The 23,539-nt window shown below is 68.3% G+C and carries 31 protein-coding genes and 3 tRNA genes; 13 read left to right on the top strand and 21 right to left on the bottom strand.

Annotated elements, in window-relative coordinates; genetic code table 11:
• Window positions 1–87 precede the first annotated feature (87 nt).
• The 4 genes from NDI76_RS10700 to NDI76_RS10685 all read left to right on the top strand — a co-directional run bounded on the left by NDI76_RS10700 (window position 88) and on the right by NDI76_RS10685 (window position 4,091).
• Window positions 88–648: a hypothetical protein gene (locus NDI76_RS10700; protein WP_310924061.1), complete on the top strand. Its 561-nt coding sequence runs from the start codon at window positions 88–90 to the stop codon at window positions 646–648.
• A gap of 73 nt (window positions 649–721) precedes the next feature.
• Window positions 722–1,189, top strand: a complete 468-nt coding sequence (locus NDI76_RS10695) for a nuclear transport factor 2 family protein (RefSeq protein ID WP_310924060.1) — start codon at window positions 722–724, stop codon at window positions 1,187–1,189.
• Window positions 1,190–1,429, top strand: coding sequence for a hypothetical protein (locus NDI76_RS10690; protein WP_310924059.1), 240 nt, complete (start codon window positions 1,190–1,192; stop codon window positions 1,427–1,429).
• A 268-nt stretch (window positions 1,430–1,697) separates the two neighbouring features.
• On the top strand, window positions 1,698–4,091 hold the full coding sequence (locus tag NDI76_RS10685; protein ID WP_310924058.1) for a response regulator: 2,394 nt from the start codon (window positions 1,698–1,700) through the stop codon (window positions 4,089–4,091).
• 2 nt (window positions 4,092–4,093) lie between these two features.
• Here NDI76_RS10685 and NDI76_RS10680 read toward each other — a convergent pair whose 3' ends face one another.
• Window positions 4,094–5,074 carry a zinc-dependent metalloprotease gene (locus tag NDI76_RS10680; protein ID WP_310924057.1) on the bottom strand — a complete coding sequence of 327 codons (981 nt, stop codon included), beginning with the start codon at window positions 5,072–5,074 and terminating at the stop codon, window positions 4,094–4,096.
• Window positions 5,075–5,188: 114 nt separating this feature from the next.
• On the opposite strand from NDI76_RS10680, the gene NDI76_RS10675 reads away from it, so the two are divergent.
• On the top strand, window positions 5,189–6,064 hold the full coding sequence (locus NDI76_RS10675) for a VOC family protein (protein WP_310924056.1): 876 nt from the start codon (window positions 5,189–5,191) through the stop codon (window positions 6,062–6,064).
• 61 nt (window positions 6,065–6,125) lie between these two features.
• Here the strand turns inward: NDI76_RS10675 and rpsB are convergent, their stop codons facing one another.
• The 14 genes from rpsB to NDI76_RS10605 form a co-directional block, all read right to left on the bottom strand.
• Entirely contained in the window at window positions 6,126–6,959 is an 834-nt protein-coding gene (gene rpsB, locus NDI76_RS10670; protein WP_310924055.1) for a 30S ribosomal protein S2, read from the bottom strand.
• On the bottom strand, window positions 6,956–8,161 hold the full coding sequence (gene eno, locus NDI76_RS10665; protein WP_310924054.1) for a phosphopyruvate hydratase: 1,206 nt from the start codon (window positions 8,159–8,161) through the stop codon (window positions 6,956–6,958). Before eno ends, rpsB begins: the two co-directional genes overlap by 4 nt.
• Window positions 8,162–8,163: 2 nt before the next feature.
• Complete coding sequence (locus tag NDI76_RS10660) at window positions 8,164–8,343, bottom strand: DNA-directed RNA polymerase subunit K (RefSeq protein WP_193363638.1); 180 nt, start codon at window positions 8,341–8,343, stop codon at window positions 8,164–8,166.
• The gene (locus NDI76_RS10655; protein ID WP_310924053.1) at window positions 8,340–8,534 is read right to left on the bottom strand and encodes a DNA-directed RNA polymerase subunit N; all 195 of its coding nucleotides are present in this window, start codon (window positions 8,532–8,534) and stop codon (window positions 8,340–8,342) included. Before NDI76_RS10655 ends, NDI76_RS10660 begins: the two co-directional genes overlap by 4 nt.
• Window positions 8,535–8,545: 11 nt before the next feature.
• Entirely contained in the window at window positions 8,546–8,944 is a 399-nt protein-coding gene (locus NDI76_RS10650) for a 30S ribosomal protein S9 (protein ID WP_310924052.1), read from the bottom strand.
• Window positions 8,938–9,375, bottom strand: a complete 438-nt coding sequence (locus NDI76_RS10645) for a 50S ribosomal protein L13 (protein WP_310924051.1) — start codon at window positions 9,373–9,375, stop codon at window positions 8,938–8,940. The genes NDI76_RS10650 and NDI76_RS10645 overlap by 7 nt, the downstream gene beginning before the upstream one ends.
• Window positions 9,372–9,722 carry a 50S ribosomal protein L18e gene (locus tag NDI76_RS10640; protein WP_310924050.1) on the bottom strand — a complete coding sequence of 117 codons (351 nt, stop codon included), beginning with the start codon at window positions 9,720–9,722 and terminating at the stop codon, window positions 9,372–9,374. The genes NDI76_RS10645 and NDI76_RS10640 overlap by 4 nt, the downstream gene beginning before the upstream one ends.
• 26 nt (window positions 9,723–9,748) lie before the next feature.
• A tRNA-Leu gene (locus tag NDI76_RS10635) sits at window positions 9,749–9,833 on the bottom strand.
• 161 nt (window positions 9,834–9,994) lie between these two features.
• A complete protein-coding gene (locus tag NDI76_RS10630; RefSeq protein WP_310924049.1) occupies window positions 9,995–10,777 on the bottom strand; it encodes a DNA-directed RNA polymerase subunit D in 783 nt (260 codons plus the stop codon).
• A gap of 9 nt (window positions 10,778–10,786) precedes the next feature.
• A complete protein-coding gene (locus NDI76_RS10625) occupies window positions 10,787–11,182 on the bottom strand; it encodes a 30S ribosomal protein S11 (protein ID WP_310924048.1) in 396 nt (131 codons plus the stop codon).
• 8 nt (window positions 11,183–11,190) lie between these two features.
• Window positions 11,191–11,718, bottom strand: coding sequence for a 30S ribosomal protein S4 (locus NDI76_RS10620; RefSeq protein ID WP_310924047.1), 528 nt, complete (start codon window positions 11,716–11,718; stop codon window positions 11,191–11,193).
• On the bottom strand, window positions 11,718–12,248 hold the full coding sequence (locus NDI76_RS10615; RefSeq protein ID WP_310924046.1) for a 30S ribosomal protein S13: 531 nt from the start codon (window positions 12,246–12,248) through the stop codon (window positions 11,718–11,720). Before NDI76_RS10615 ends, NDI76_RS10620 begins: the two co-directional genes overlap by 1 nt.
• Window positions 12,249–12,268: 20 nt before the next feature.
• A tRNA-Ser gene (locus tag NDI76_RS10610) sits at window positions 12,269–12,353 on the bottom strand.
• A gap of 164 nt (window positions 12,354–12,517) precedes the next feature.
• Window positions 12,518–13,486 carry an SDR family oxidoreductase gene (locus tag NDI76_RS10605; RefSeq protein WP_310924045.1) on the bottom strand — a complete coding sequence of 323 codons (969 nt, stop codon included), beginning with the start codon at window positions 13,484–13,486 and terminating at the stop codon, window positions 12,518–12,520.
• A 2-nt stretch (window positions 13,487–13,488) separates the two neighbouring features.
• Here NDI76_RS10605 and NDI76_RS10600 point away from each other — a divergent pair, with 2 nt between their 5' ends.
• Window positions 13,489–13,851: a thioredoxin family protein gene (locus NDI76_RS10600; protein ID WP_310924044.1), complete on the top strand. Its 363-nt coding sequence runs from the start codon at window positions 13,489–13,491 to the stop codon at window positions 13,849–13,851.
• Here the strand turns inward: NDI76_RS10600 and NDI76_RS10595 are convergent.
• Together NDI76_RS10595 and moaA are read right to left on the bottom strand one after the other, a co-directional pair.
• A complete protein-coding gene (locus NDI76_RS10595; protein WP_310924043.1) occupies window positions 13,848–14,768 on the bottom strand; it encodes a universal stress protein in 921 nt (306 codons plus the stop codon). The genes NDI76_RS10600 and NDI76_RS10595 overlap by 4 nt on opposite strands.
• A gap of 69 nt (window positions 14,769–14,837) precedes the next feature.
• Window positions 14,838–15,842, bottom strand: a complete 1,005-nt coding sequence (gene moaA / locus NDI76_RS10590) for a GTP 3',8-cyclase MoaA (RefSeq protein ID WP_310924042.1) — start codon at window positions 15,840–15,842, stop codon at window positions 14,838–14,840.
• A 170-nt stretch (window positions 15,843–16,012) separates the two neighbouring features.
• Here moaA and NDI76_RS10585 point away from each other — a divergent pair, with 170 nt between their 5' ends.
• The 3 genes from NDI76_RS10585 to NDI76_RS10575 all read left to right on the top strand — a co-directional run bounded on the left by NDI76_RS10585 (window position 16,013) and on the right by NDI76_RS10575 (window position 18,221).
• Window positions 16,013–17,059 carry an Mrp/NBP35 family ATP-binding protein gene (locus NDI76_RS10585; protein WP_310924041.1) on the top strand — a complete coding sequence of 349 codons (1,047 nt, stop codon included), beginning with the start codon at window positions 16,013–16,015 and terminating at the stop codon, window positions 17,057–17,059.
• Window positions 17,056–17,385, top strand: coding sequence for a DUF7976 family protein (locus NDI76_RS10580; protein WP_310924040.1), 330 nt, complete (start codon window positions 17,056–17,058; stop codon window positions 17,383–17,385). The genes NDI76_RS10585 and NDI76_RS10580 overlap by 4 nt, the downstream gene beginning before the upstream one ends.
• Before the next feature lie 203 nt (window positions 17,386–17,588).
• On the top strand, window positions 17,589–18,221 hold the full coding sequence (locus NDI76_RS10575) for a uracil-DNA glycosylase (protein ID WP_425498355.1): 633 nt from the start codon (window positions 17,589–17,591) through the stop codon (window positions 18,219–18,221).
• A gap of 28 nt (window positions 18,222–18,249) precedes the next feature.
• On the opposite strand, the gene NDI76_RS10570 is transcribed toward NDI76_RS10575, so the two are convergent.
• Window positions 18,250–18,519 (bottom strand): hypothetical protein, encoded by a 270-nt coding sequence (locus NDI76_RS10570; protein WP_310924039.1) that lies wholly within the window; start codon window positions 18,517–18,519, stop codon window positions 18,250–18,252.
• Window positions 18,520–18,592: 73 nt separating this feature from the next.
• Here NDI76_RS10570 and NDI76_RS10565 point away from each other — a divergent pair, with 73 nt between their 5' ends.
• Complete coding sequence (locus tag NDI76_RS10565; RefSeq protein WP_310924038.1) at window positions 18,593–19,354, top strand: DUF2064 domain-containing protein; 762 nt, start codon at window positions 18,593–18,595, stop codon at window positions 19,352–19,354.
• Between the two features lie 41 nt (window positions 19,355–19,395).
• Window positions 19,396–19,478, top strand: a tRNA-Ser gene (locus NDI76_RS10560).
• Window positions 19,479–19,689: 211 nt separating this feature from the next.
• On the opposite strand, the gene NDI76_RS10555 is transcribed toward NDI76_RS10560, so the two are convergent.
• Window positions 19,690–19,923, bottom strand: a complete 234-nt coding sequence (locus tag NDI76_RS10555; RefSeq protein WP_310924037.1) for a hypothetical protein — start codon at window positions 19,921–19,923, stop codon at window positions 19,690–19,692.
• Window positions 19,924–20,013: 90 nt separating this feature from the next.
• Here NDI76_RS10555 and NDI76_RS10550 point away from each other — a divergent pair, with 90 nt between their 5' ends.
• Window positions 20,014–20,337, top strand: coding sequence for a DUF5785 family protein (locus tag NDI76_RS10550; RefSeq protein WP_310924036.1), 324 nt, complete (start codon window positions 20,014–20,016; stop codon window positions 20,335–20,337).
• Between the two features lie 15 nt (window positions 20,338–20,352).
• On the opposite strand, the gene udk is transcribed toward NDI76_RS10550, so the two are convergent.
• On the bottom strand, window positions 20,353–21,009 hold the full coding sequence (gene udk / locus NDI76_RS10545; protein ID WP_310924035.1) for a uridine kinase: 657 nt from the start codon (window positions 21,007–21,009) through the stop codon (window positions 20,353–20,355).
• 179 nt (window positions 21,010–21,188) lie between these two features.
• On the opposite strand from udk, the gene NDI76_RS10540 reads away from it, so the two are divergent.
• The gene (locus tag NDI76_RS10540) at window positions 21,189–22,604 is read left to right on the top strand and encodes an ABC transporter substrate-binding protein (protein ID WP_310924034.1); all 1,416 of its coding nucleotides are present in this window, start codon (window positions 21,189–21,191) and stop codon (window positions 22,602–22,604) included.
• Between the two features lie 159 nt (window positions 22,605–22,763).
• Here the strand turns inward: NDI76_RS10540 and NDI76_RS10535 are convergent, their stop codons facing one another.
• Window positions 22,764–23,462 (bottom strand): ABC transporter ATP-binding protein, encoded by a 699-nt coding sequence (locus NDI76_RS10535; RefSeq protein WP_310924943.1) that lies wholly within the window; start codon window positions 23,460–23,462, stop codon window positions 22,764–22,766.
• Window positions 23,463–23,539 lie beyond the last annotated feature (77 nt).

The raw sequence follows: 23,539 nt of genomic DNA, 5'->3' as shown, positions 1-23,539 counted from the left end.
GCGTTCTGACAGCCACGTTCGCCACATATCGGAACTACCCGCTGAAACCGGCACGCTCATCCGAAGCGCCGTGGTACCACCGAACGTATGCGCGTCAGAGACTGGAAGGACGTACTCTCGGACGTCACCGAATCGGGCGCGGACCCCGACGGTTGGCGGGCGGTCGCCGGTCATCGAGAGCAGGGACTCGGCGAGGAACTGTTCCTCGGGCACCCGAGCGTGGGCGTCTACGAACTGAAGACGTACGCGAAGAACCCCTTGGAGGTCCGCGGCGTCGGGTCGCGCGTCGCCCGCCGCATCGACGACGACATCGAACCGCTGCTCCCGCGCCGCGGCGACGGCGGCGACGGCGGGCGGTTCGCCGTGCAGTCGCCACCGGAGGACGAGGACCACGCGAAGTCGATGGCGACGCGCCTCGAAGAGACCGTGAAGGTCCACGCCGAGGCGCCGACGACGCCGGAGGACTTCTTCACCGACCTGATGGACGCCGTGGACAGTCCGGCGTTCGGCCCGATGGAGTACGAGTTCGACGGCCGCCCCGACCGACTCGACGAGTTGACCGAGGAGTTCGCCGACGCCGACGACCTGCTGAGCGAGGACTTAGAGGACCTCATCGACGAGGACGCGGTCGGCCGCGGCTTCCAGTAGCGGCGGACGGGCGACGGCCTCACCCGCGGCGCGGAACCGTGTTTTCAAATCCCCTCGCGCCGACGTATCGAACATGAGCGCACGGGCGACCGTCGAGGACTACTACGAAGCCCTTCGCCGCGGAGAGCCGCTGTACCCCTACTTCGCGGAATCCGAGGCGGTGACGAAGTTCGGGGTGGGCGAGACGCTCGTCGGCTACGACGCGGTCGCCGAGGGACTCCGCGAGCAGACCCGGACGACGACGGACTGGACCGTGGAGAGCGGCGACCTACGCGTCGTCGAACGCGACGACCACGCCGCCTTCGCCGACGACGTTCGGATGGCGTGGACCGACACCGAGGCGGGCGCGGACCGCGAGTTCGACACGCGGTGGAGCGGGACCCTCGAACGGCGTCCCGCGGCCGACGGTGCGAGCGAGGGAACCGACGGAACCGACGGGGACGACGGAGGCGGACCCGACGCCGGGACGGGCGGCGACTCCGAGGAGTGGGTGTTTCTGGGGATGCACGTGAGCGTCGCGCACGACCCGGAGGACGGCTGAATGGTCGGACCGAGCATGACCGACGAGGAACGGGAGACCGCGAGCGCCCGGTTGAAGGTCGGGTTCGTCCTCCTCGTCGCCGTCTCGGGCGCGCTGGTCGCGGTCCAGGCCGGCGGCTCTCTCGCCTTCGTCGGCGGTGGCTTCCTCGGCGGACTGCTCGTCGGCCTTCTCCTCATCTTCTTTCTCGTCCGGTGGTGGGCCGACTTCCTGGCGACGACGAACCGCGGCCGCAGTCGATGAGCGACGGGCGCCGGCCGACGGGGGGGGCCCGCGATGCTTCCCGAGACGAACGTTTATCCGACAGCGTCCGGAAGCGCCTGGGAACGAACAAACGGGGCGACCGTCTCGCCGTCCGGAGGGGGCCGGGTCGCTCCGTCGCCCGAATCCGCCTCGACCGGGCGCTGCGACCCGTTTCGACGCCGAGTTACCAACAGATGACAACTAACATATATCCCCGAACCGCCGCGTCCGAAGGCTCTACGGGGTCGACTCCCGAGGCGACCGACCGATGAACGAGTTCGCGGGGGTATCGCCGTCGACCGACCGGATTCGGGTCCTCCACGTCGACGACGCGCCGGACCTCGGCGAACTGGTCGCGGCGTTCCTCGAACGGGCGGACGACCGACTGACGGTCGAGACGGCGGCGAGCGTCGAGGAGGGACTGGACCGACTCGCCGAGGAGACGTTCGACTGCGTCGTCTCGGACTACGAGATGCCCGAACGCACCGGCATCGACTTCCTCGAAACCATCCGCTCGACGCGCCCGGACCTCCCCTTCATCCTCTACACCGGGCGGGGGTCCGAGGAGGTGGCCAGCGAGGCCATCACGGCCGGCGCGACGGACTACCTCCAGAAGGAGTCCGGCACCGACCACTACGCGGTGCTCGCGAACCGCATCGCCAACGTGGTCGAACGCGACCGCGCGCGGACCTCGATGAACGAAATACAGCACCTGTTCGCCGAACTGGTCGACCGCACCGACGACGTGCTCTGGTTGTTCTCCCGCGACTGGAGCGAACTGGTGTTCATCACGGACTCCTACGAGACGGTGTACGGGCAATCGCTCGCGACCCTTCGGGAGGACTCCCGCGCGTTTCTCGACGCGGTGCACCCCGAGGACCGAGAACGGGTCGAGCGGTCCATGGAGGCCCTCTCGAACGGACGGGCGGTCGACGTCGAGTACCGCGTCAACGAAGCCGAAGGCTACGGCCGCTACGTCTGGGTGAAAGGGGAACCGATAACCGACGCCGAGGGGCGGGTCACGCACGTCGGCGGGTCGACCCGAGATATCACGTACCGTCGGACCCGCGAGGAGGAGCTCGCCCGCGCGGAGCGCCAGTACGAGGCGGTGTTCGAGGACCCGAACGTCCTCGTGGGGTTGCTCACCCCCGACGGGACGGTCCTCGACGTCAACCGGACCGCCATGGAGTACATCGACGCCGACCGCGAGGCGGTGCTGGGGACGCCGTTCCGCGAGGCGCCGTGGTGGGGGGACGACGACTCCCTCCGCGAGGACGTCCAGCGGTGGGTCGACCGCGCGGCGTCCGGAGAGTACGTCCCGTTCGAGGCCGAAATCGTCGGCGCCGACGGGCACCGTACCGTCAGCGGCGTGTTCAGACCGGTGACGAACGACGACGGGGAGGTAACCGAGATAATCGTCTCCGACCGCGACATCACCGACCGACGGACGCGCGAACGCGTCCTCCGCGAGATGTACGAGATAACCGCCGACCCGGAGCTATCGTTCGACGAACAGGTCCGGGGGCTCCTCGCGCTCGGTCGCGCGCAACTGGGAGTCGGCTACGGGACGCTGTCGCGGATTCGGGGCGAGGAGTACCGCTTCGAGGTGGTCGATGCGGCCGACGACAGCATCTCCGAAGGGGATATCGTGCCGCTGTCGGCGACCAACTGCGAAATCGCCGCGGCGACCGAGAAGACGCTCGTTCTCGAGAACATCGAGCGCGACGCGCCGGAGGAGACGGACCGAGCGGGCTTCACCGAGTGGGGCATCTCCTGTTACCTCGGAACGCCGGTGTTCGTCGACGACGGCGTCTACGGCACGTTCTGCTTCTACGATACGGAACCTCGGAGAGAGCCGTTCTCCGAGTGGGAGGTGACGCTCGTCGACCTGATGAGCCGCTGGGTGAGCTCGGAGCTGCAGCGCCAGCGGGCGAACGAGCGGTTGCAGCGGCAGAACGGTCGGCTGGAGCGGTTCGCCTCCATCGTCTCGCACGACCTGCGGAACCCGCTGAGCGTGGCGATGGGGTCGGTCGAGTTGGCCGAACAAACCGAGGACCTGGACCACCTCGCACCCGCGCGGCGCTCGCTCAAACGGATGAACGGGCTCATCGACGACCTGCTCATGCTGGCTCGGTCGGGGGACGTCATCGACGACCTCTCGGCCGTCGAACTCGCCTCGGTCGTCGAGCAGTCGTGGATGAACGTTCCGACGGCCGACGCGACGCTCCGAGTCGAGACCGAGCAGACGGTTCGTGCAGACGGGACGCGGCTCCGGCAACTGTTCGAGAACCTCGTCCGGAACGCTGTCGAGCACGGTGCTCGACAGGCCTCCGGTCGCTCCGCTCCCGGAGACAGCGTGGAACACGGTTCCACGAGCAGTGAGACCGCGTCTCACGAGGCCGAGAGCGGCGGCCGGTCGGTGACCGTCACGGTCGGCGACCTACCCGACGGCTTCTACGTGGCGGACGACGGGCCGGGGATTCCGCCGGAGAACCGCGACCGCGTGTTCGAGCACGGCTACTCGACGGACCGGGACGGAACCGGGTACGGACTCGCCATCGTCCGCGAGATTGCCGACGCCCACGGCTGGGAGATTCGCGTGACCGAGAGCGCGGAGGGCGGCGCGCGGTTCGACATCACGGGCGTCGACGTCGTGGGCTGACGTTACAGCCGCGACTCGGGGTTCACCCGAGCGATCCACTTCCAGGGGTTCTCCAGTTCCTCCTCGGTCGGGAGGTTCTCCGGGCGCTCCCACACGGTCGAGGCGGCGGCGACGCCGCGTTCGTCCGCGACGGTCTCGAAGAACCGCGCGCCGCGTTCGTACTGGCGGCGCTTCATCCCGAGGCCGAGGAGGCGGCGGGCGAGGCGGGCGACGGGGCCGCCGCCCTTGCGGCGGGCGTCGAGTTTCTCCCGGAGGTCCTCGTACTCCTCGTCGAACGCGCGGTCCATCAGGAGTTCCGCGTACCCCTCGACGGCCGTCATCGCGGTGTCGAGGTCCGAGAACGCCTCGCGGTCGAACTGCCCGTCGGCGAGGGCGTCGAGACCGTCCTGCATCCGGGTTTCGAGGTGCTCTGAGAGCCACGGGGCCGCGCCGAACTCGGCGGCGTGCGACACCTCGTGGAAGGCGATCCAGCGCCGGAAGCGGTCGAGATCGACGTCGAGCGACTCCGACGCCGCGACGATGTTCGGGTGAACGAAGTAGAGGCCGTGCTCCTCGTCGTCCTCGGCGAGGAGGAGGGGGTCGTACTGCCCGAGGACGTTCTTGCCGAGGAACGACAGCATGAACGCCATCGTCCCGGTGTTGACGACGCGGGTGACGCCGGGGAGGGTGACGCGGCCGCGCTCCTCGATGGGTCGCATCACGCGCTCGAACGTCCGGATGTTCGCGTCGATCCAGTGGTGGCGGCTCTGCACCTCGACGGTGTCTGGGAGGTCGAACTCGACGTCGCCCACGTCGCGGAGGCGGCGGCGGGCGTCGCGCACGTCCGTCGCGTACCCCTCGCGGTCGGCATCGGAGAGCGCGATATCGCCGGGGTCGGTCACGTTCTTCGCGGCGTCGGCGACGGCGACCCAATCGATGGCGCCGGTCCCGGTGCCGTCGCCCGAAGCGGTCGCGACCGCGTGGACGCTACGGAGGATATCCATACAGGACGGTAGAGGTGGGGAGACAAAACCCTTGTTCTGGCAGTCCGACCCGCGGGAGGGCGGTTTGAGCGCCGACGCGGCCGGTTCTCGGCGCCCCGTCGCTCCGTCCCGTTTATGCCCGCTCGCGTCGAGTGGCGAGGCGTGCTCACCATCGACCACGTCGCCTTCAGCGGCCTCGACCTCGACGACCTGCGAGCGGTCGCCGAGACCGTCGGCCTCCCCACGGCGTACGGCGGCCCGCACGGAACCGGAACGACGCACATGGCCGTCGTCGGCCTCCCCGACGGCTCCTACCTCGAACTCGTCGCCCCGACGGAGGGAACCGACCCCGCGGACGCCGGATTCTGGCCCGCACACCTCGCCGCGGACGCCGGCCCCGCGGGGTGGTGTCTCGACGTGCCCGACGCGGCCGCGGCGGCGAAAGCGGCCATCGACCGCGGCGTCCGCGTCGACGGTCCGCACGAGGGCTCGCGGGTCCGTCCGAACGGGACGCGCGTCGAGTGGGACATGTGCTTCGAGGGCCCCGACGGCGACGAACGACTCCCGTTTCTCGTCTCCGACCGGACGCCTCGCTCCTACCGAACGACGCCCGACCCCGACCTCCTCGACTCGCCCCTAGTCGGCACCGCCGCCGTCGTCCTCGCCGTCGACGACGCCGACGCGTCCGCGGACCTCCTGACCCGGCGGCACCGCCTGCCGACGCCCGTCGACGCCGCCGGTCCGTTCGACCGCCTGCGCGTCTGTCCCGGCGCCCCCGTCGCCCTCGCGGAGGCGGGGACGGGGGCGGACGGACCGCTCCGGAAGCGACTCGAGACGGTCGGGGAGGGGCCGTGCGCGTACCTCCTCGGGGTCGACGACTTCGAGGCGGCCCGCGAGCGCTTCTCGCTCGGCGACCCGTTCGCGTTCGGACGCGGGGACGGGGCGCGCGCGGCGTGGTTCGACCACGAGCGATTCGCGGGGCGACTCGGCGTGGTCGAACGGTCGGACTGAGCGGTCGCTCGGCGGGCGAGAGAAAGAGGAATCGGAATCGTCGTCGGTCGCGTGGTCGGAGTTAGACTTCGGCCTCGAAGTCTTCCAGCGCGTACACCTGGTCGGTGCCGCGGCGGTCGAGCGTCTCGTTGGCGAGCAGCCAGTAGACGACCGACAGGGCGCGTCGACCCTTGTTGTTCGTCGGGACGACGAGGTCGACGTTCGAGAGCTGGTTGTTCGAGTCGCACATGGCGATGACAGGGATGCCGACCGTGATGGCCTCCTTGACCGCCTGCGCGTCGCCGATGGGGTCAGTGACGACGACCACGTCGGGTTCGATGTAGCCGGCGTAGTCGGGGTTCGTCAGCGTGCCCGGAATGAACCGGCCCGTGCGGGCGCGGGCGCCGACGGCGTCGGCGAACTTCTTGGCCGGGAACCGACCGTACTGGCGCGAACTCGTGACCAGAATCTGCTCGGGGTCGTAGTTCGCGAGGAAGTCCGCGGCGGTGCGGATACGCGAGTCCGTCTGGCTCACGTCGAGGACGTACAGACCGTCGTCGCGGACGCGGTGGATGAACCGCTCCATGTCCTTCGTCTTCTGCTGGGTCCCGATGTGGACCCCGGCGGCGAGGTAGTCCTCGACGGGGATGAGGAGGTCGGCCTCCTCGTCCGGCATGACGTCTTCGTCGAACGCCGGTCCGGCGTCCTCCTCGTCTTCCTCGAGCGTTTCGGCCTCGGCCACGTCCTTCGCCGGAGCCTCCTCGGTTTCGGCTTCGGCGTCGGCTTCGTCGGCCTCGGCGACTTCTTCTTCGGTCGTCTCGGCCTCGGTCGTCTCGGCGGCGTCGGCGTCGGCGTCTTCGGCCTCCGCGACGTCCTCGTCGACGACTTCGACCGCTTCGTTGTCGTTGTCTGTCATACTGCGTCGTCCGCGATGCGGATGAGTTCGTTCAGTTTAGCTGTTCGCTCGCCCTGCACCGCCCCCGTCTTGATGAAGGCGGCGTCGGTCGCGACGGCGAGGTGTGCGATGGTGGTGTCCTCCGTCTCGCCGGAACGGTGCGAGATAACCGCGTCGTAGTTGTTCCGGACGGCGAGTTCGACGGCGTCGAAGGCGTCCGAGAGGGTGCCGATCTGGTTCGGCTTGATGAGGATGGAGTTCGCGGCGCCCACGTCGATGCCGTCCTGCAGGCGTTCGACGTTGGTGACGAACAGGTCGTCGCCGCAGACGAGCGTCTGCTCGCCCACCCGCTCGGTCAGTTCCGCGAAGCCCTCGTAGTCGTTCTCGTCGAGGGGGTCCTCGACGTAGACGAGGTCGTACTCGTGGACCATCTCGGCGACGTAGTCGACCATCTCGTCGGTCGACTTCACCTCGTCGCCGAAGACGTAGCCGCCCTCGTCCTCGTCGTACAGTTCGGCCGCTGCGATGTCGAGACCGAATCCGATCTCGAACCCGAGGTCGTCCTCCACGTCGGAGACGGCCTCGTCGACCACCTCGAACGCCTCGGCGTCCGAGATGGGCGGCGCCCACGCGCCCTCGTCGCCCTTCGCGGCGGGGACGTCGCGGTCGTCGAGTATCTCGGAGATGCGGGCGTGGACCGCGGCGTTGGCGAAGATGGCCTCGGAGACGCTCGGCGCGCCGACCGGCGCGGAGAGGAACTCCTGGATGTGCGTGGCCTCCTTCGCGTGTTCGCCGCCGCCGACGACGTTGCCGAGCGGCGTCGGGAAGTTCTCACCGCGGAACGCGCCGCCGAGATGCTGGTACAGGGGTGCACCGAGCACGTCGGCGCCGGCCTTCCCGGCCGCCATCGAGATGGCGACGGCGCTGTTGGCGCCGACCTCCGAGAAGTTGTCCGTCCCGTCCGCGGCGCGCAGGGCCCCGTCGACCTCGCGCTGATTGCCCGCGTACACCTCGTCGACGAGGCGCGGGATGGCGTGGCGCCGGGCGGCCGCGATGGCCTCCGACGGCGGGAGTTCGATAGCCTCGTACTCGCCGGTGCTCGCGCCGCTGGGCGCGGCCGCGCGGCCGAAGCCGCCCGACTCGGTGAGTACGTCCGCCTCGACGGTCGGGTTGCCCCGAGAGTCGAGGACGCGTCGGAGCCGTACGTCGGTGATGAGTGTCATGTTCACTTACCCTCTCGTCTGACCGTGAACGGCAGCACACCGGCGTCGTACTCCTCGGCCGCGATGAGGATGGGTTCGCTCTGGTCCGTGTCGAGTAGGACCGGCGCCCCGTACGACACCTGCAGCGCTCGCGCGCCGAGGATGCGTGCCTTCTCGTATCGGTTGTAGCGCTGGTGCATTATTGGTACGGTGCCACCACGTCCACGAGGTCTTTGTGCGAGACCATCATGCGCCGACAGCAGTGGCGCTCGACGCCGAGTTCGTCGAGGACCTCGGCGGGGTCTTCGTCACCCTCGCGGGCGCGAGCCTTGAACTCGTCCCAGTGTTCGCCGACGACGTTGCCGCACGTGAAACACCGGACGGGAATCATCATGGTTGGATCACCTAGCGGTAGGACTTCTGGTAGCGCGCTCTCGCACCCGGTCCGCCCCACTTCTTCGACTCGGACTGGCGAACGTCGTTCACCAGGAGCGAGCGGTCGAAGTCCATGTAGGCGTCGCGGAGTTCCGCGTCGTTGAGATGCTGCACCAGACCGCGCGCGATGGCCGTGCGCGTCGCGTCGGCCTGCCCGGCGAAACCGCCGCCGGACACGGTGACGTCGATGTCGACCTGCGAACGGAGGTCCTCGCCGGCGATGCGGAACGGTTCCAGCATCTTCAGGCGGGCCATCTCCGGTTCGGTCAGTTCGACCGGTCGGGAGTTGATACGGACGCGGCCCTCGCCCTCGCTCACGGTGGCGCGGGCGATGGCCGTCTTCTTCTTTCCGGACGTATTCGTTACCATGTGACGTTAGCACCCAGTTTCTCGGAGACCTCTCCGAGCGAGATGAACTTGATGTTCGAGAGGCGGTCCAGCGAAGTGCCGTCGACGACGTCGCCGTCCTCGTCGAACGGGTTGCCGACGTAGACGCGGACGTTCGAGAGCGCTTCGCGGCCCTCGTCGGTCTTGTACGGGACCATCCCGCGGACGGCGCGCTTGAAGATGCGGTCCGGCCGCTTGGGGTAGTACGGACCCTGGTCGGAGCCGACTTCCACGCGCTTGCGGTAGACGCTCATTACGTCGTCCTCGGAGCCCGTGATGACGGTGTCCTCGGCGTTGACGATGGCGACCTTCTCGCCCGCAAGCGCCTTCTGGGCGACCTCGCTGGCGACGCGACCCATGATGCAGTTCCGCGCGTCGACGACCACGTCGGCGTCGAACTCTGCGAGACTCATCGGATCACCCGCACGTCGGAGCCCTCGGGGTTCTGTTCTGCGATCTGTTCGAGCGTCACCGTCGAACCGACCTGCTCGATTTTCTTGCGGGCCGACGACGAAAAGTCGACAGCCGCGACAGTGACGTTCTTCTCCAGCACACCGCTGCCCAGCACTTTGCCGGGGACGATGACCGTCTCGTCTTCCTTGGCGTACCGTTCGATACGACCGAGGTTGACCTCTGCGTGGGTGCGCCGGGGCTTCTCCAGACGGTCCGCGACGTCCTGCCACACGTTGGCTCCGGAGTCGCGCGAGGCCGCCTTTAGCTCGGCGATGAGACTGTTGAGTCTCGGGTTAGTCTTACTCATTGTCTATCTGTTGAGAGAAAACGGAGTGCAGGGAGCAGGATTCGAACCTGCGGACCCCTATGGGACGGCGCCCTGAACGCCGCGCCGTTGACCAGACTTGGCTATCCCTGCGCGCACTCCGACGTACTGCGTGCCCCTTCAAACCAGTTTCGGTCCGACGGTTCCCTGCGAGCCGTTGTCGCGGCTCCGCGGCCGTCAGGGCAGCCGGTTGGGCGACTCGCGCGCCGGGGGCGGCGAGTCGTCGTCGGATGGTGTGAGGGGCAGTCATGGTTCTATATCGCGACTTTCTCTTCGAGTTCGGCGGCGCGGTCGGAGATGCTCTCGACGGCGCGCCGAACGAGTTCCTCGACGGTAAACGACCCGTCAGTCTCCACGTGGAAGACGAACGCGCCGGGGACGTCGTGGACTTCGACCTCCTTTCCGGGGTACCGCTTCGTGAGGTCGTTGTCGAACGCATCGGTGGGGACGAGGTCGCCGTTCTGCGCGCCCTCGTCGGCGGCGTGTTCGGCCGCCTGTTCCTCGATGACGCCGCGCAGGATGTTCGGCTCCTGCTCGTCGAACTCGTTGGCGTCGCCGACGACCTCGATGCGGTGGAGATGTCGGTAGCCGACGGCCACGCCGCCCTGGTGTTTGGCGTGTTCCTTCCCGCGCCCGAGGACGGCGTCGGCCTCCAGTTCGAGGCGGTGACCCTCCTTCAGTTCGACGATGGGCACGTTCTGGTCGGCCGGGTGGACGAGTCCGTCGGACGTCTCGATGTCGCCCGAGTAAGCCGTCGCCGGCCCCTCGACGTCGAGAGCGAGGGTGACGACGTCACCCTCCTCGAAGTCGTCCAAGTCGGTCGTCAGCGGAACGAGGCCGAGGCGCAGACCGATCATCTCGTCGAACATGACCGAGGAGTTCTCGACGAACCGGACGGTGTCGATACTGAACGTCGGCACGTCCGCGATCATCGCCCGGCGGATGCCGTTCGCGACCGCGGGGGTCATCCCGCGGACGAGGAAGCGAGCCTTCCGGTCGTCGCGTTCGATGAACTCGACCTCGAAATCTTCTGCCATGGTTCTGGGTTAGAGTCGGCTGTTTTTCGGCGCGCGCGTCCCGTCGTGCGGGATGGGAGTGACGTCCTCGATGCGGCCGATTTCGAGTCCGGCGCGGGCCAGCGCGCGAATCGTCGCCTGCGCGCCGGGGCCGGGGCTCTTGTTGAGGTTGCCGCCGGGCCCGCGCACGCGGACGTGCAGGGCGTCGATGCCGGCCGCTTTGATCTCCTCTGCGACCGTGTCGGCCATCTGCATGGCCGCGTACGGCGACGCCTCGTCGCGGTTCTGCTTCACAACGGCGCCACCGGACGACTTCGCGACCGTCTCTGCGCCGGTCTGGTCAGTCACGGTGATGAGGGTGTTGTTGAACGATGCGTACACGTGGGCGATGCCCCACGTCGTGCCGGAGTTTTCGGATTCGCTCATTGGTTACGTTACTCCTGCCCCTCTGCGCGTTCGGGGTGTAGTTCGTCCGAGAGGGGACTGCCCTCGTCGAACGCGACGAGGTCCTCCTCGGCGGCTTCGACCTTCTTCGAGGGGCGCGTGACGCGGCCCTCGCCGACGACCACGTGGCCGTGGACGATGAACTGCCGCGACTGCTGCGGCGTGTGACCGATGCCCTTCCGGTAGGCGACGGTCTGCAGGCGGCGTTCGAGGATGTCGGTCACGTCGAGACCGAGCACCTCGCTGATGTCGGCGTCCTGCGAGAGGATGCCGTAGCGGCGGAGTCGGTCGAGGAACTCCTCGCCGAGTTCTTCGGCGGCCTCCATATCGCCCTGCGCCTCGCCAATGAGGCGTCGGGCCTCGCGGCGGTAGTCGCGCAGTTCGGACTGGGCGCGCCAGAGTTCCTCTTTGTTCTTCAGACCGTAGCGCCCGAGGAGGTCGGCCTCCTGCGCGATACGTTCGCCCTGGAACGGGTGGTTCGGCGTCTCGTAGAACTTGGTGTTCTTACCGGTCGCCATTATTCGTCACCCGCCTCTTCGGCGGCCTCTTCGGCGGCCTGTTCTTCCTTGATCGCTTCGACGTTCACGCCGATGGTCCCCTCGGTACGTCCCGTGGACTTCGTGCGCTGTCCGCGCACCTTCTGTCCGCGCTGATGTCGGACGCCCTTGTAGGAGTTGATCATCTTCATGCGGTTGATGTCGTGGCGGCGCTTTTCTTCGAGGTCCGAGCCGGTCTTGTGGTTGGTCTCGCCGCTGTAGAAGTCGTCGCGGCGGTTGATCATCCACTCGGGGGCGTGGTCGGTAAAGTTCTCGACGACGTCGACGACCGAGTCGATTTCGTCCTCGTCGAGAAGTCCGAACGTCGCCGTTCGGTCCACACCCGCGGCGTCGGTAACGATGCGCGCCGTGCGCTTGCCGATACCTTTCATGTCGGAGAGACTCCGCTCTACCGACTTCGTGCCGTCCAGGTCGGTCTGACCGATTCGGACGAAGTATTGGAGGTTTTCCTCCTCCTCGGGAGCGTCGTCTTCTGGTTCTTCTGCACTCATGGCTGGAAAGTCGGGGCGAGCGTTGCGGCGGGGATTCGAACCCCGGAGGCGATATGCCACAGAGTTAGCAACCCTGCGCCTTGGGCCAGGCTTGGCTACCGCAACTCGTGCTCTGGTACTGTCGCCCTCTCGGACTCGGGGCCGGCGCCCCTACAGCGTATTGCAGTCGGAACAAAACGTGGACCCTACTTAAGCATCACGATAGGGCGCCTGGGTGAGAGCGGCACACACGCCTCGAAGCGGGCGGTTCCGCCCGAACGGGCCTCCGCTCACCGCCACACGTCGGCGTAGTCGGCGGCGAACGTCGCCACGTCCCGAGGGGGTCGTCCGAGCACCGCAGACGCGTCTGGTTCGACCCGCCCCGCGAGGCCGAACCGCGCCGTCGCGTAGATGCCGAGCATCGCGACGACGAACCCCCAGTCGTGCCCCCGGCGGCGCATCCGCCGCGCGAACGCCCAGGCGGACGGGTCGACGTACTCGACGGGCCGCCCGAGGGCGTCCGAGAGGACGGCCGCCACCGCCCCGTACGTCACCGCCTCCGGGCCGGTGAGGTCGTAGGCGACGTCCGCGTGGCCGGGTTCGGTCAGCGTCGCGGCGGCGACGGCCCCCACGTCGCGGGCGTCGACGAGGCTGGTCGCGCCGTCGCCCGCGGGGACGAACAGTTCCCCGCGTTCGCGGACGTCGGGGGCGTGGACCTCCGCGAGGTTCTGCATGAAGTAACTCGCGCGGAGAAAGGCGTACGTCGCGTTCGCGCCCGCGTCGGTGTCGTCGGCTTCGAGGTGACGTTCGACCCGGCGGTGCGGGAGCAGGGGGTTCCGCTCGGCGCCGAGCACCGAGAGGAACGTCACCCGGCCGACGCCGCACCGGACCGCCGCGTCCGCCGCCGGGAGGAGGCGCCGCGACACCCGCGTCGTCGTCGGCGGCCGGAGGAGGAACAGTCCCGTCGCGCCGTCGAACGCCCGCCCCCACGTCTCGGGGCGCTCGAAGTCGAACTCGACGGTCTCGGCCCCCGCGGGGACCGACGCCACCGAGGGATTCCGAACCGCGGCCCGCACGTTCGCGCCGCGCGCGAGCAACGACTCCACGGTCGGTTCGCCCACCGTCCCCGTCGCACCGGTGACGACTATCACGGTGACGCGTTCGTCGCGGAGCGCAAAGTACGCACGGCCCGTCGCGCGGCCGTGCGCCGACAGCGACACCCCGCCGAAGCGATATAGCCGCGGTGACCCTATTACCACGTGTGAGCGCAGACGCACCCTCCACCGCCGACGCCCCGAACAGACCCGTCACCGTGGAGTCGGAGGCCGAACTCGACGCCCTCGTCGCCGGGAACGACCTCGTCCTCGTCGACTTCTACACGAAGGGCTGTACGCTGTGTCAGAGCATCGAACCCGTCCTCGGCAACGTCGCCCGCGCGCACGAGGACCTGACCGTCGCCCTCTGCAACCCGCGCGACGACATCGGCCTCGTCGACCGCTTCGACATCCGGAGCGTCCCCACCCTCGTCCTGTTCGAGGACGGCGAACGCGTCGGAACGCTGGCGGAGGGGTTCCAGGGTGGCGCGGCCATCGACGAGTTCGTCGCGGAGTCGCGGTCGGACTAGTCGGTCTTCGCTCCCGCCGGTACGTCCCGGACGACCAGCACCGGCACCCGACTCCGGCGGACGACGCGCCGCGCGACGCTCCCGAGGGGGACGGCGTCGAGTCCGCGGGGTCCCCGTCCGCCGACCACGACGAGGTCGGAATCGCTCCCCAAGTCGAGGACGCGCGTCGCCGGGACGCCCGTCTCGACGGCTGTGTCGACCGCGACGCCTCGTTCCGCCGCGTCGACCGCGACGCCCCGGACCGTCTCACGCGCCGCGGATTCGAGCGACGTTCTGAGCGCCGAGGGGCGGGCGAACCGCTCGTCGACGACGGACAGCGCCGTCACCTCGGCGTCGTAGGCGGCCGCCAGCCACACCGCCGCGTCGGCCGCGCGGTCCGCGTCCCCGCTCTCGCCTCCGCCGACGGCGAGGAGGAGGCGCCGGTAGTCGGGCGTCGGGTCCGAGCCTTCCTCGGCCGTCGGCACCACTAGCACCGCGGCGTCGACGGCGTCCACGACGGCCTCGGCGACGCTCCCGAGGAGGAAGCGGCCGACCCCGGTTCGACCGTGCGTTCCCACCACGACGACGTCGACGCCCACGTCGGCGGCGTAGTCCGCGATGACGGCCGCCGGTCGCCCCTCCTCGACGGCGGTCAGGGCGTGGACGCCCGCCGCCGTCGCCCGCCGCGCCGCGGTGGCGGTGGCCTCCTCGCCCTCCATCGCGGAACGTGTTCGCTCCCGCCGGCGCATCTGCTCGGTCGAGAACGAGTCGGCGTGCCTGTCGTCGGCGACGCTCAGGACGTGCAGCGTCGCGTCCGTCCGCGCGGCGAGTTCGACGGCGTGGACGGCGGCCGCCTCGGCGCCGGCGCTCCCGTCGGTGGCGAGGAGGATGTGAGAGACGGAGAAGGGTTCGGGAGCGTCGTCGGAGGCGGTTGTCATGCAGTTGATACGCCGCGCGGAGTGATATACTGTCGGTCGACGGGGGAGCGAGCGTCGGCGTCGACCCGCTCAGGCGCCGATGTACTTCTCGTTGACGACCCACTGGTCGTCGTCGTCCTGCACGAGGTACTCGCCGTAGTAGGGCACCCGGTTCTCGACCGTTTCCCGATAGGTCTCGCGTATCTCCTCGCGGGTCATCTCGCCCATCGTCCGCAGGTCGTCGTTGCGGTTGAGACAGCCCTTGAGGTAGCCCTCGTGGGTGACGCGGACCCGGTGGCAGTTCGCGCAGAACTCCTCGTTCTCGACGGGGTCGACGATTTCGACCATCCCGGCGCCGCCGTCGTCGCCCGCGTCGGCGTCCGAATCGGGGTCGGTGTCGCTGACCCAGTAGCGCTTGCGGTCGTGCATCTCGCGGTGTTCGACCCGGTCGGCGATGTCCGCGAGCCAGTCGTGGACGCGCTGGATGTCGATATTCCACTCGGGGCGGCCGGTCAGTTCCGGCATGTACTCGATGAGCTGCAGTTGGAGGCCCTCGTTCTCGGCGACGTGCTCGACCATCTCGTCGACGTAGCCCGCGGTGTGCTCGAAGACGACCATGTTGAGTTTCACCGGCGAGAGGCCGGCGTCGACGGCGGCCTGTACGCCCTCCATCACCTGGTCGTACGCGCCGGACTGGGTTATCTCGGCGAACTCCTCGGGGTCGAGGGCGTCCTGCGAGACGTTCACCCGCGAGAGGCCCGCCTCCTTCAGGTCCTCGGCGCGGCCCGGGAGGAAGGTGCCGTTCGTCGTCAGCGACGTCTCCATCGAGTCGGGCGTGCGTTCGAGTATCTCTTCGAGGTCCTGCCGGAGCATCGGCTCCCCGCCGGTGAACTTCACCTTCTCGACGCCGAACTCCTCGACCACTTCGAGAAAGCGGACCACGTCGTCGGCCGACATCTCGTCGTCGTCGGGGTCCATCGGCCCGCGCGTGTCGCCCAGCCCCTCGTTGTGACAGTAGACGCAGTCGAAGTTACACCGGTCGGTGAGAGAGACGCGGACGCCGGTCACCTCGCGTCCGAAATCGTCCTCGAGCATATCTCGAAACTGGGAGCGGACGCTGATAAATTCGCGGCCCGCCGAACTCGAATAGTAACGACGAGCGGTTACGCGAGCGGACGGACGTGTCGACCGCGAGTTACGAAGAGCGCCTCCCTCGGACGACCCCTTCAAAACCCTTATTCGGCGCACGGACCCATTCTCGCGGCATGAACGACGACGCGGTACGCGACCGACTCCGGGCGGTCGAGGACCCGGACCTCGGCGACGACATCGATTCGCTCGGCCTCGTCAACGCCGTCGAGGTGGACGAGGAGGCGGGCGTGGTCCGCATCTCCGTCGCCCTCGGCGCGCCGTACTCGCCGCACGAGACGGACATCGCCGCGAAAATCAGAGAACAGTTCGCGGACACCGACTACGAGGTGGACCTCTCGGCGTCGATTCCGGGCGGCCTCTCGGCCGACGAGGACGTCCTCCCCGGCGTGAAGAACGTCATCGCCGTCGCCTCCGGGAAGGGTGGCGTCGGCAAGTCCACCGTCGCGGTGAACCTCGCGGCGGGTCTCTCGAAACTCGGCGCGCGCGTCGGCCTGTTCGACGCCGACGTGTACGGACCGAACGTTCCGCGCATGGTCTCCGCCGACGAGGCGCCGCAGGCGACGGGCGAACAGCAGATCGTCCCCCCCGAGCGGTACGGGGTGAAACTGATGTCGATGGCCTTCCTCGTCGGCGAGGACGACCCGGTCATCTGGCGCGGCCCGATGGTCCACAAACTGCTGACCCAGTTGGTCGAGGACGTGCAGTGGGGCGAACTCGACTACATGATTCTGGACCTGCCGCCGGGGACGGGCGACACCCAACTCACGGTGCTCCAGACGCTCCCCCTCACCGGCGCGGTCATCGTGACGACGCCGCAGGACGTCGCCATCGACGACGCCCGGAAGGGCCTGCAGATGTTCGGCAAGCACGACACGAACGTGCTCGGCATCGTCGAGAACATGTCGTCGTTCCGGTGTCCCGACTGCGGGTCCTCGCACGACATCTTCGGGACGGGCGGCGGCGAGGCGTTCGCCGCCGAGAACGACCTGCCGTTCCTCGGCGGGATTCCGCTCGACCCCGCGGTGCGGACGGGCGGCGACGGCGGCCGACCCGTCGTCTTAGAGGAGGACAGCGAGACGGCCGACGCCTTCCGCCGACTGACCGAGAACGTCGCCGACATGGCGGGCGTCGTCCGGCGGCGAGAGGCCTCGGGGCGATGAGCGAGGAGGGAATGACCGACCGGCCGGCGTCCGAAGCGCGGACCGACGGCGGCGCGCCCGAGGAGTCGGACGCCGACGACCCCGACTGGGAGATGGCCCCCGACTCGGAGGCTGAGTTCGAACCGGACGCCGACCGCCGGGAACTGCTCCGTGCGGTGGCCGAGGACGTGTACGGCGACACCTCCGAGAGCAGACAGCTTTCGGCCGTCCTCTACCGCGTGAGCGACCTGTACGACCCCGACGAGGACACTTCCCCCGAGGAGATATACCTGAACGTCCGGCACATCATGGACATCAAGGAGCGGGGCGGCCTGCGAACCGAGTAACGTCTTCACTTCCGCTCTCGCCGCGGCGTCCGTTCTCTTCGCTCCGGTCCCGAACCCGCCGCGCGTCGCGTCTCCCTCGGCGTCCACTTTCACCGCGCACTCCCGCCATCGGACCGACCGGCGCGCGCCGTCTCTCTCGTCGCGCAGACGGCGCCGACGCGCCGAGAACGACCATTTTTCACCGTCGCGGCCGAGGGCCGAACGTGGACGCCGAACAACACACGCTCGAGAACCCGTTCAGCATGGACCCCGACTGCGAGAACTGTCCGGGCCTCTGCGACGTCCGCGAGAACGTCGCGCACGGGTACGGCGACGTGGGCGGTGAGTTCCTGTTCATCGGGGAGCGACCCAGCGAGGGCGCCGACCGGAACGGGATTCCGTTCACCGGCGAGTCGGACGAACGACTCCAGCGCATCCTCGGCGACCTCGGGTTCTCGCGGTCGCCGCCGGACAGCGACCGGCCGGACCTCCAGAACGCTTTTCTCACCTACCTCACGCGCTGCCGGCACCCCGACCGGCGTCCGACCGACGAGGAGGTGCTCACCTGCGAACCCTACCTCAACGCCGAGGTGCGGATGATAAACCCGGAGATTATCGTCCCCATCGGCCAGCGAACGCTGGAGGAGTTGGCCATCGACTACACGACGCGCGCGCCGGACAGTTTCGACGTCGAGGCCGAACACGCGACGACGATTCGCGGCCGCGGCTTCGAACTCGTTCCGATGCTGCCGCTGGACGAGCAGACCGACGAGCAGACGGAGGCGTTCGTCGACCACGTCGTCGAGTCGGTGTTCTCGCGGGACTACCGGCAGACGAAGGGTCGTCGGGGCCGCTGACTCGCGGCCGCGGTCCGCCTTCGGCTTATCAGGTCCGCCAGTACGGCGTCGACGTCTTCCTCGCCCGCCGCGCGCCGTACAGTACGGTTCCGACGACGGCGACGAGGAGCAACGCGCCGACGAGGAGCGACCACTCCGCCGCGGCGAACAACCAGTACAGACCGGCGACGACGCCGAGGAGGACCACGAGGGCGGCGCCGAGGTACGAGAGCGCGCGCGTGAGTCCCGAGGCGGCCGGTCCGCCGGTCGGTCGGTCGTCCCTCGCCGGAGCACCGTCGGTCTGAGCGTCGGGGGGCATGCTCCCCTCTTCGGCCGGGGAACACTTGAATCGAAACGGCGAGTTGAAGGGTCGCCCTCTCCGAGGGTGGAGTATGACTGTCGTCGTTCTCCTGGCCGACCCGCCGCGCCCCGGACTCGCGCTCTCGGAACTCGCCGCGACGAGTCCGCTGTCGGAGGCGGAGGCCGCCGACCTGCACGCCGCGATGCTGAAAGATACGATGGTGGCCGTCTCGCGTTCCGGTAGCGACCTGCTCGTGAACTACCCCGCCGAGGAGCACCTCCCCGAGGCCGATAGGAAAGAAGAGGGAACGGCGGAGGCCGAGATGCGCGCCCTGGCCGTCGACGCCCTGGAGGACCCCGACGACGTCCGCTTCGAGGTGCAGGTCGGGTCGTCGTTCGATGCGCGCGCGGGAAACACGATACAGCACCTCCTCCGCGACGAAGACGTCGCCTCCGCGGCCCTCCTCCGCGGCGACGCGCCGTTCTTCGCCCGCGCGAAACTGGACACCGTGTCGACGAAACTCCGGACGAGCGACGTCGTCGTCGGTCCGTCCTCCGGAGGGCGGTGCTACGTCGCCGGCTTCTGCGAGTCCGTCGACTTCGCGGACGCCTTCGAGACGCCGGAACTGCAGACCGTCACCGACCGAGCGACGGACGCCGGGCACAGCGTGACGTTCGCGGAGTTCCAACCGACCGTCCGGACGGGCGAGGACCTCCTGACGCTCGTGCCGACGATTCGGGCGCGCTGGCGGGCGAGCAGCATCGTCCCCGGCCACACGGCCGAGTTCGTCGTCGAGAACGGCCTCCGCGTCGCCGCGGAGGGGGGCGACCCGACGCTGGTCCGCGAAGACTGACCGACAAGCCTTAGAACGACCGCCGAGAATCACGGTCCGCTGGTGGGATGGCAGAGTGGACTATTGCGCCGGTCTTGAAAACCGGTGGCCTTCGGCCTCCTGGGTTCAAATCCCAGTCCCACCGCATTCTGACGCGAGCAGACCGGCGAGCACCGCATAGCGTGTGCTCGCGTACCCGCGAGCGTCGAATCGAATACGCTGGCGATTTGAATCAGGGAGCGACGTGAGCGAAGCGAACGAGCGACCGTGGTTCAAATCCCAGTCCCACCGCATTCTGACGCGAGCAGACCGGCGAGCACCGCGTAGCGCACCGTGTGTGGAGCCGACCCCGTCCCTCACTCGGTCGACAGACGGGTCACGGCGTAGCGCAGACAGGAAAAGACGGCGAGTGCGGCCACACCGGCGACGAGGACGGCTTCGACGGCCGCGAACCCTACGCCGGTCAGCGCCCACCCGGCGAGCAGTCCGCAGACGAGCGCCGCGGCGGCGAGCAGCACCGGGAGTGTCCCGCTGTCGGAATCGGGGTCGGAGTCGGACGCGTCGCCGCGGTGGGACGAAGGAGTCGTCACGGGCCGACATCGGGCCTCCGGCGACAAAGCCCTGCCGTCGGCGTCCCCGAGATGCGTAACGGCTATGAGTCGCCCTCCCAACGTCGAATCATGGACTGGCCACACGACCCCGACGGCGAGGAGGGGAGCGAGGGGATGCGGAAGTACGGACAGGCGATCATCGCGAAGAAGATAGACGAGGAGGAGGACTTCCCCCTCTCGCGCGACGAGTTCGTCGAGGCGCACGGCGACGAGCCGATTCGCATCGACTACCAGACGGTCGTCCCCCTGCGGGACATCTTCGAGAACGTCGAAGAGGAGGAGTTCGACGCGTTCGTCCCGTTCCACCAGGCGGTCGGGCGGGCGATGCGCGAGTCGGGCTACTGGTTCTACGAGGGCGCCGACCAGTTCGTCAGCGGCAAGAAGAGCGCCTGAGATTCCGGACGGCGCCTACCGCTCCGGTGACGGGCGCTCCCAGTCGCGCACCGTGTCGCCGTGTACCTCCGCCATCACCTTCTCCTCTAGGAGGTTCACCGCGACGCTGTTGGCTCCTTCGGGGATGATGAGGTCCGCGTGTTTCTTCGAGGGTTCGATGAACTGCTCGTGCATCGGCTTCACCGTCGAGAGGTACTGGTCGATGACGCCCTCCAAGTCGCGCCCGCGTTCGATGACGTCGCGTTCGATTCGTCGGAGGATGCGAACGTCGGCGTCCGTCTCGACGTAGAGACGCAGGTCGAACATCTCGTTTACCTCCTCGTCGTACAGCGCGAGGATTCCCTCGACGATGATGACGTCCGTCGGTTCCACCGTCGTCGGTTCGTCCTTCCGGTTGTGAATCTCGAAGTCGTACACTGGCATCTCGATGGGTCGCCCCTCCAACAGCGTCGAAAGCTGTTCTCGCAGGAGACCCCACTCGAACGCCGAGGGGTGGTCGTAGTTGACCGCCTCGCGTTCGGAGAGGTCGAGGTGGCTCAGGTCTTCGTAGTAGTTGTCGATGGGGATGCGCGTGACGGACTCGCCGACGTTCTCCGTGATGAGTCGCGCGACGGTGGTCTTGCCCGCGCCGGTCCCGCCCGCGATACCGATGACGAACGACGGGATGGTCATCGATGGAGAACGCGTCCGCGCCGATTTGAGCGTGGCGGTTCGCCTCCGAAGCGCCTCCCTCGTTCCCTCGTGTGTCAGTAACAATCGCTCACGTTTCACGGGTGTCAGACGTGCGAATTCGAGTCATTTTGACGGGTCGAAGGGTAGATTTATAAACGGTAACTGCCTTTGCGTGTCACATGGCACGTGATATCGTACGGCGTGACTTTCTGAAAAGAGCGGGTGCGGCCGGGGCAGTGGGCGTGGTGGGCCTCTCGGGTTGTATCGGAAGCCCGGACGACGGCGGGACCGAGACGCAGGGTGAGACGGGGACCGACGCCGGGTCGGGAACCGACGCGGGTACCGGCACCGAGACCGACAGTAGCGGCGGCGGCGGAAGCGGCGACGGCCCGGACGGACTGGTCGTCATCGGCTACCCCGAAAGCGGGATTCAGCTGTTCCGCGACTACTACAGCCAGTCCGACGGGGCCGAGGCCATCCTCATCCCCGACGGCCTGCGCGACGGCGCGCTCCCGGCGCAGGTCGGCAACGACATGAACAACGTGACCGGGACGGCGCCGGCGGCCGGCGGCCCGAACCAGGAGGCGTTCGTCTCCCTCTTCCAGGAGGAGTACGGCTCCGCACCCGGCGTGTTCACCTCCCAGTCGTTCGACTCGGCCGCCATCGGCATCCTGGCGAACGCCGCAGCGGGTGAGAACAATGGGCCCGCCATCAAAGAACAGATGCGGCGCATCGCCAACCCCGGCGGGATGGAGGTCGGCCCCAACAACTTCGTCGAGGGCGTCGAGGCCGCCGCCAACGGCGAGGACGTCAACTATCAAGGAGCCTCCTCGTCGACCAACTTCGACCAGAACGGCGACCCCGCCTCCGCGGCGTACGCCATCTGGGAGTTCGACGGCGTCGACTCGCAGTCGACCTCGACCCTCGAGACGCAGTCGTTCGAGGGACAGAACCCGAACGGCGCCGGACCCGCCGCGGACAGCGGACCCGGCGGCAGCGACCGCGAGATATCGCTCGGAATCCTCCTGCCGGAGACGGGCGACCTCGCCTCGACCGGCCAGCCGATGATTCAGGCCGCACAGATTCCCGGCATGCTGGTCAACGACGCGAACCCGGCGGGCCTCTCGGTCAACCAGCAGATAGAGGACACCCAGACCTCGCCGAGCGCCGGCGTCTCCGCGGCGCAGTCGCTCGCCAGCGCGGGCGTCCCGTTCGTCTGCGGGACGGCCTCCTCGGGCGTCAACGTCCCCGTCTCTCAGCAGGTGTTCATCCCCAACGAGATGATCGGCTGCTCGCCGTCGTCGACGGCGCTGTCGGTGTCGAATCTGGAGGACAACGACTACATCTTCCGGACGGCGCCGTCGGACCGCCTGCAGGGACGCGTGATGGCGCAGGTGATGGCCGAGCGACTGAACGCCTCCTCGGTGTCGACGCTGTACGTCAACAACGACTACGGCCAGCAGCTTTCGGAGCGCTTCTCCGGCGTCTTCGAGGACAGCTTCGACGGCGAAGTGCTCACGCAGGTGGCGTTCAACATCGGCGAGTCGTCGTACTCCTCGGTCATCGAGTCGGCGCTGTCCGGGTCGAGCAACTGAGCGTCGAGCTGGGTCGAATCAAGCCGACTCTCGAACTCCGACCGTTTCTTTCGGTACTGCACCCCGAGCGGCGGCGTCGGGTCGCACGCAGCGTCGTCGCTCGCGCTCGCGTCGGTTCGAAAAAATTCCGCGTCCCGGTCCGCGTTCGAGTCGCCCGGACTATCCGCCGAGGAAGTCTCGTCTCACTTGCTCGTCCTCTAAGAGCGCCCGGCCGGAGTCGACGTAGCGGTTCTCGCCGTTGGCGAGGACGTAGCCGCGGTCGCAGCGTCTGAGCGCCTCCTTGGCGTTCTGTTCGACCATCAGCACCGCGGTGCCGGCGTCGTTTATCTCGTCTATCTTGTCGAACATCTCCTCGACCAGGTCGGGCGCGAGGCCGGCCGACGGTTCGTCCAGGAGCAGCAGCGACGGGTCCAGCATCAGCGCGCGACCCATCGCGAGCATCTGCTGTTGCCCGCCGGACATCGTGCCGGCCTTCTGGTCGTCTCGCTCCTCCAAGATGGGGAAGCGCTCGAACACCATGTCGAGTGCGTCCTGCGGCACCTCGTCGAGGATGTACGCCCCCATCTCCAGGTTCTCGCGGACCGTGAGCGAGGCGAACACGTTGTCGTTCTGCGGCACGTAGCCGATGCCCTCGTGGATGATGTCCTCGGGTTGCAGTCCGGTGACGTCTTCGCCCTCGAACGTCACCGTACCGCCCATGAGGTTGGTGAGTCCGAAGACGGACTTCATCAGCGTCGACTTCCCCGCGCCGTTCGGACCGACGATAGTGACGTACTCGCCGTCGTGGACGTCCATGTCGACGTCGGTGAGGATTTGAAGGTCGCCGTAGCCCGCGTCGAGGTTCCGGACGCGGAGCAGTTCGGCGCCCTCGCCCTCGGGCGTCGACCCGGCGGTGGCGGCGCCAGCCGTTTCCCCCGCGTCGGCGGAGTCGGGGG

Source organism: Halogeometricum sp. S1BR25-6, assembly GCF_031624495.1.
GTDB classification, from domain to species: Archaea; Halobacteriota; Halobacteria; order Halobacteriales; family Haloferacaceae; genus Halogeometricum; species Halogeometricum salsisoli.
The sequence above is the reverse complement of the archived record's forward strand: the minus strand, read 5'-3'. Positions and strand labels throughout refer to the sequence as shown.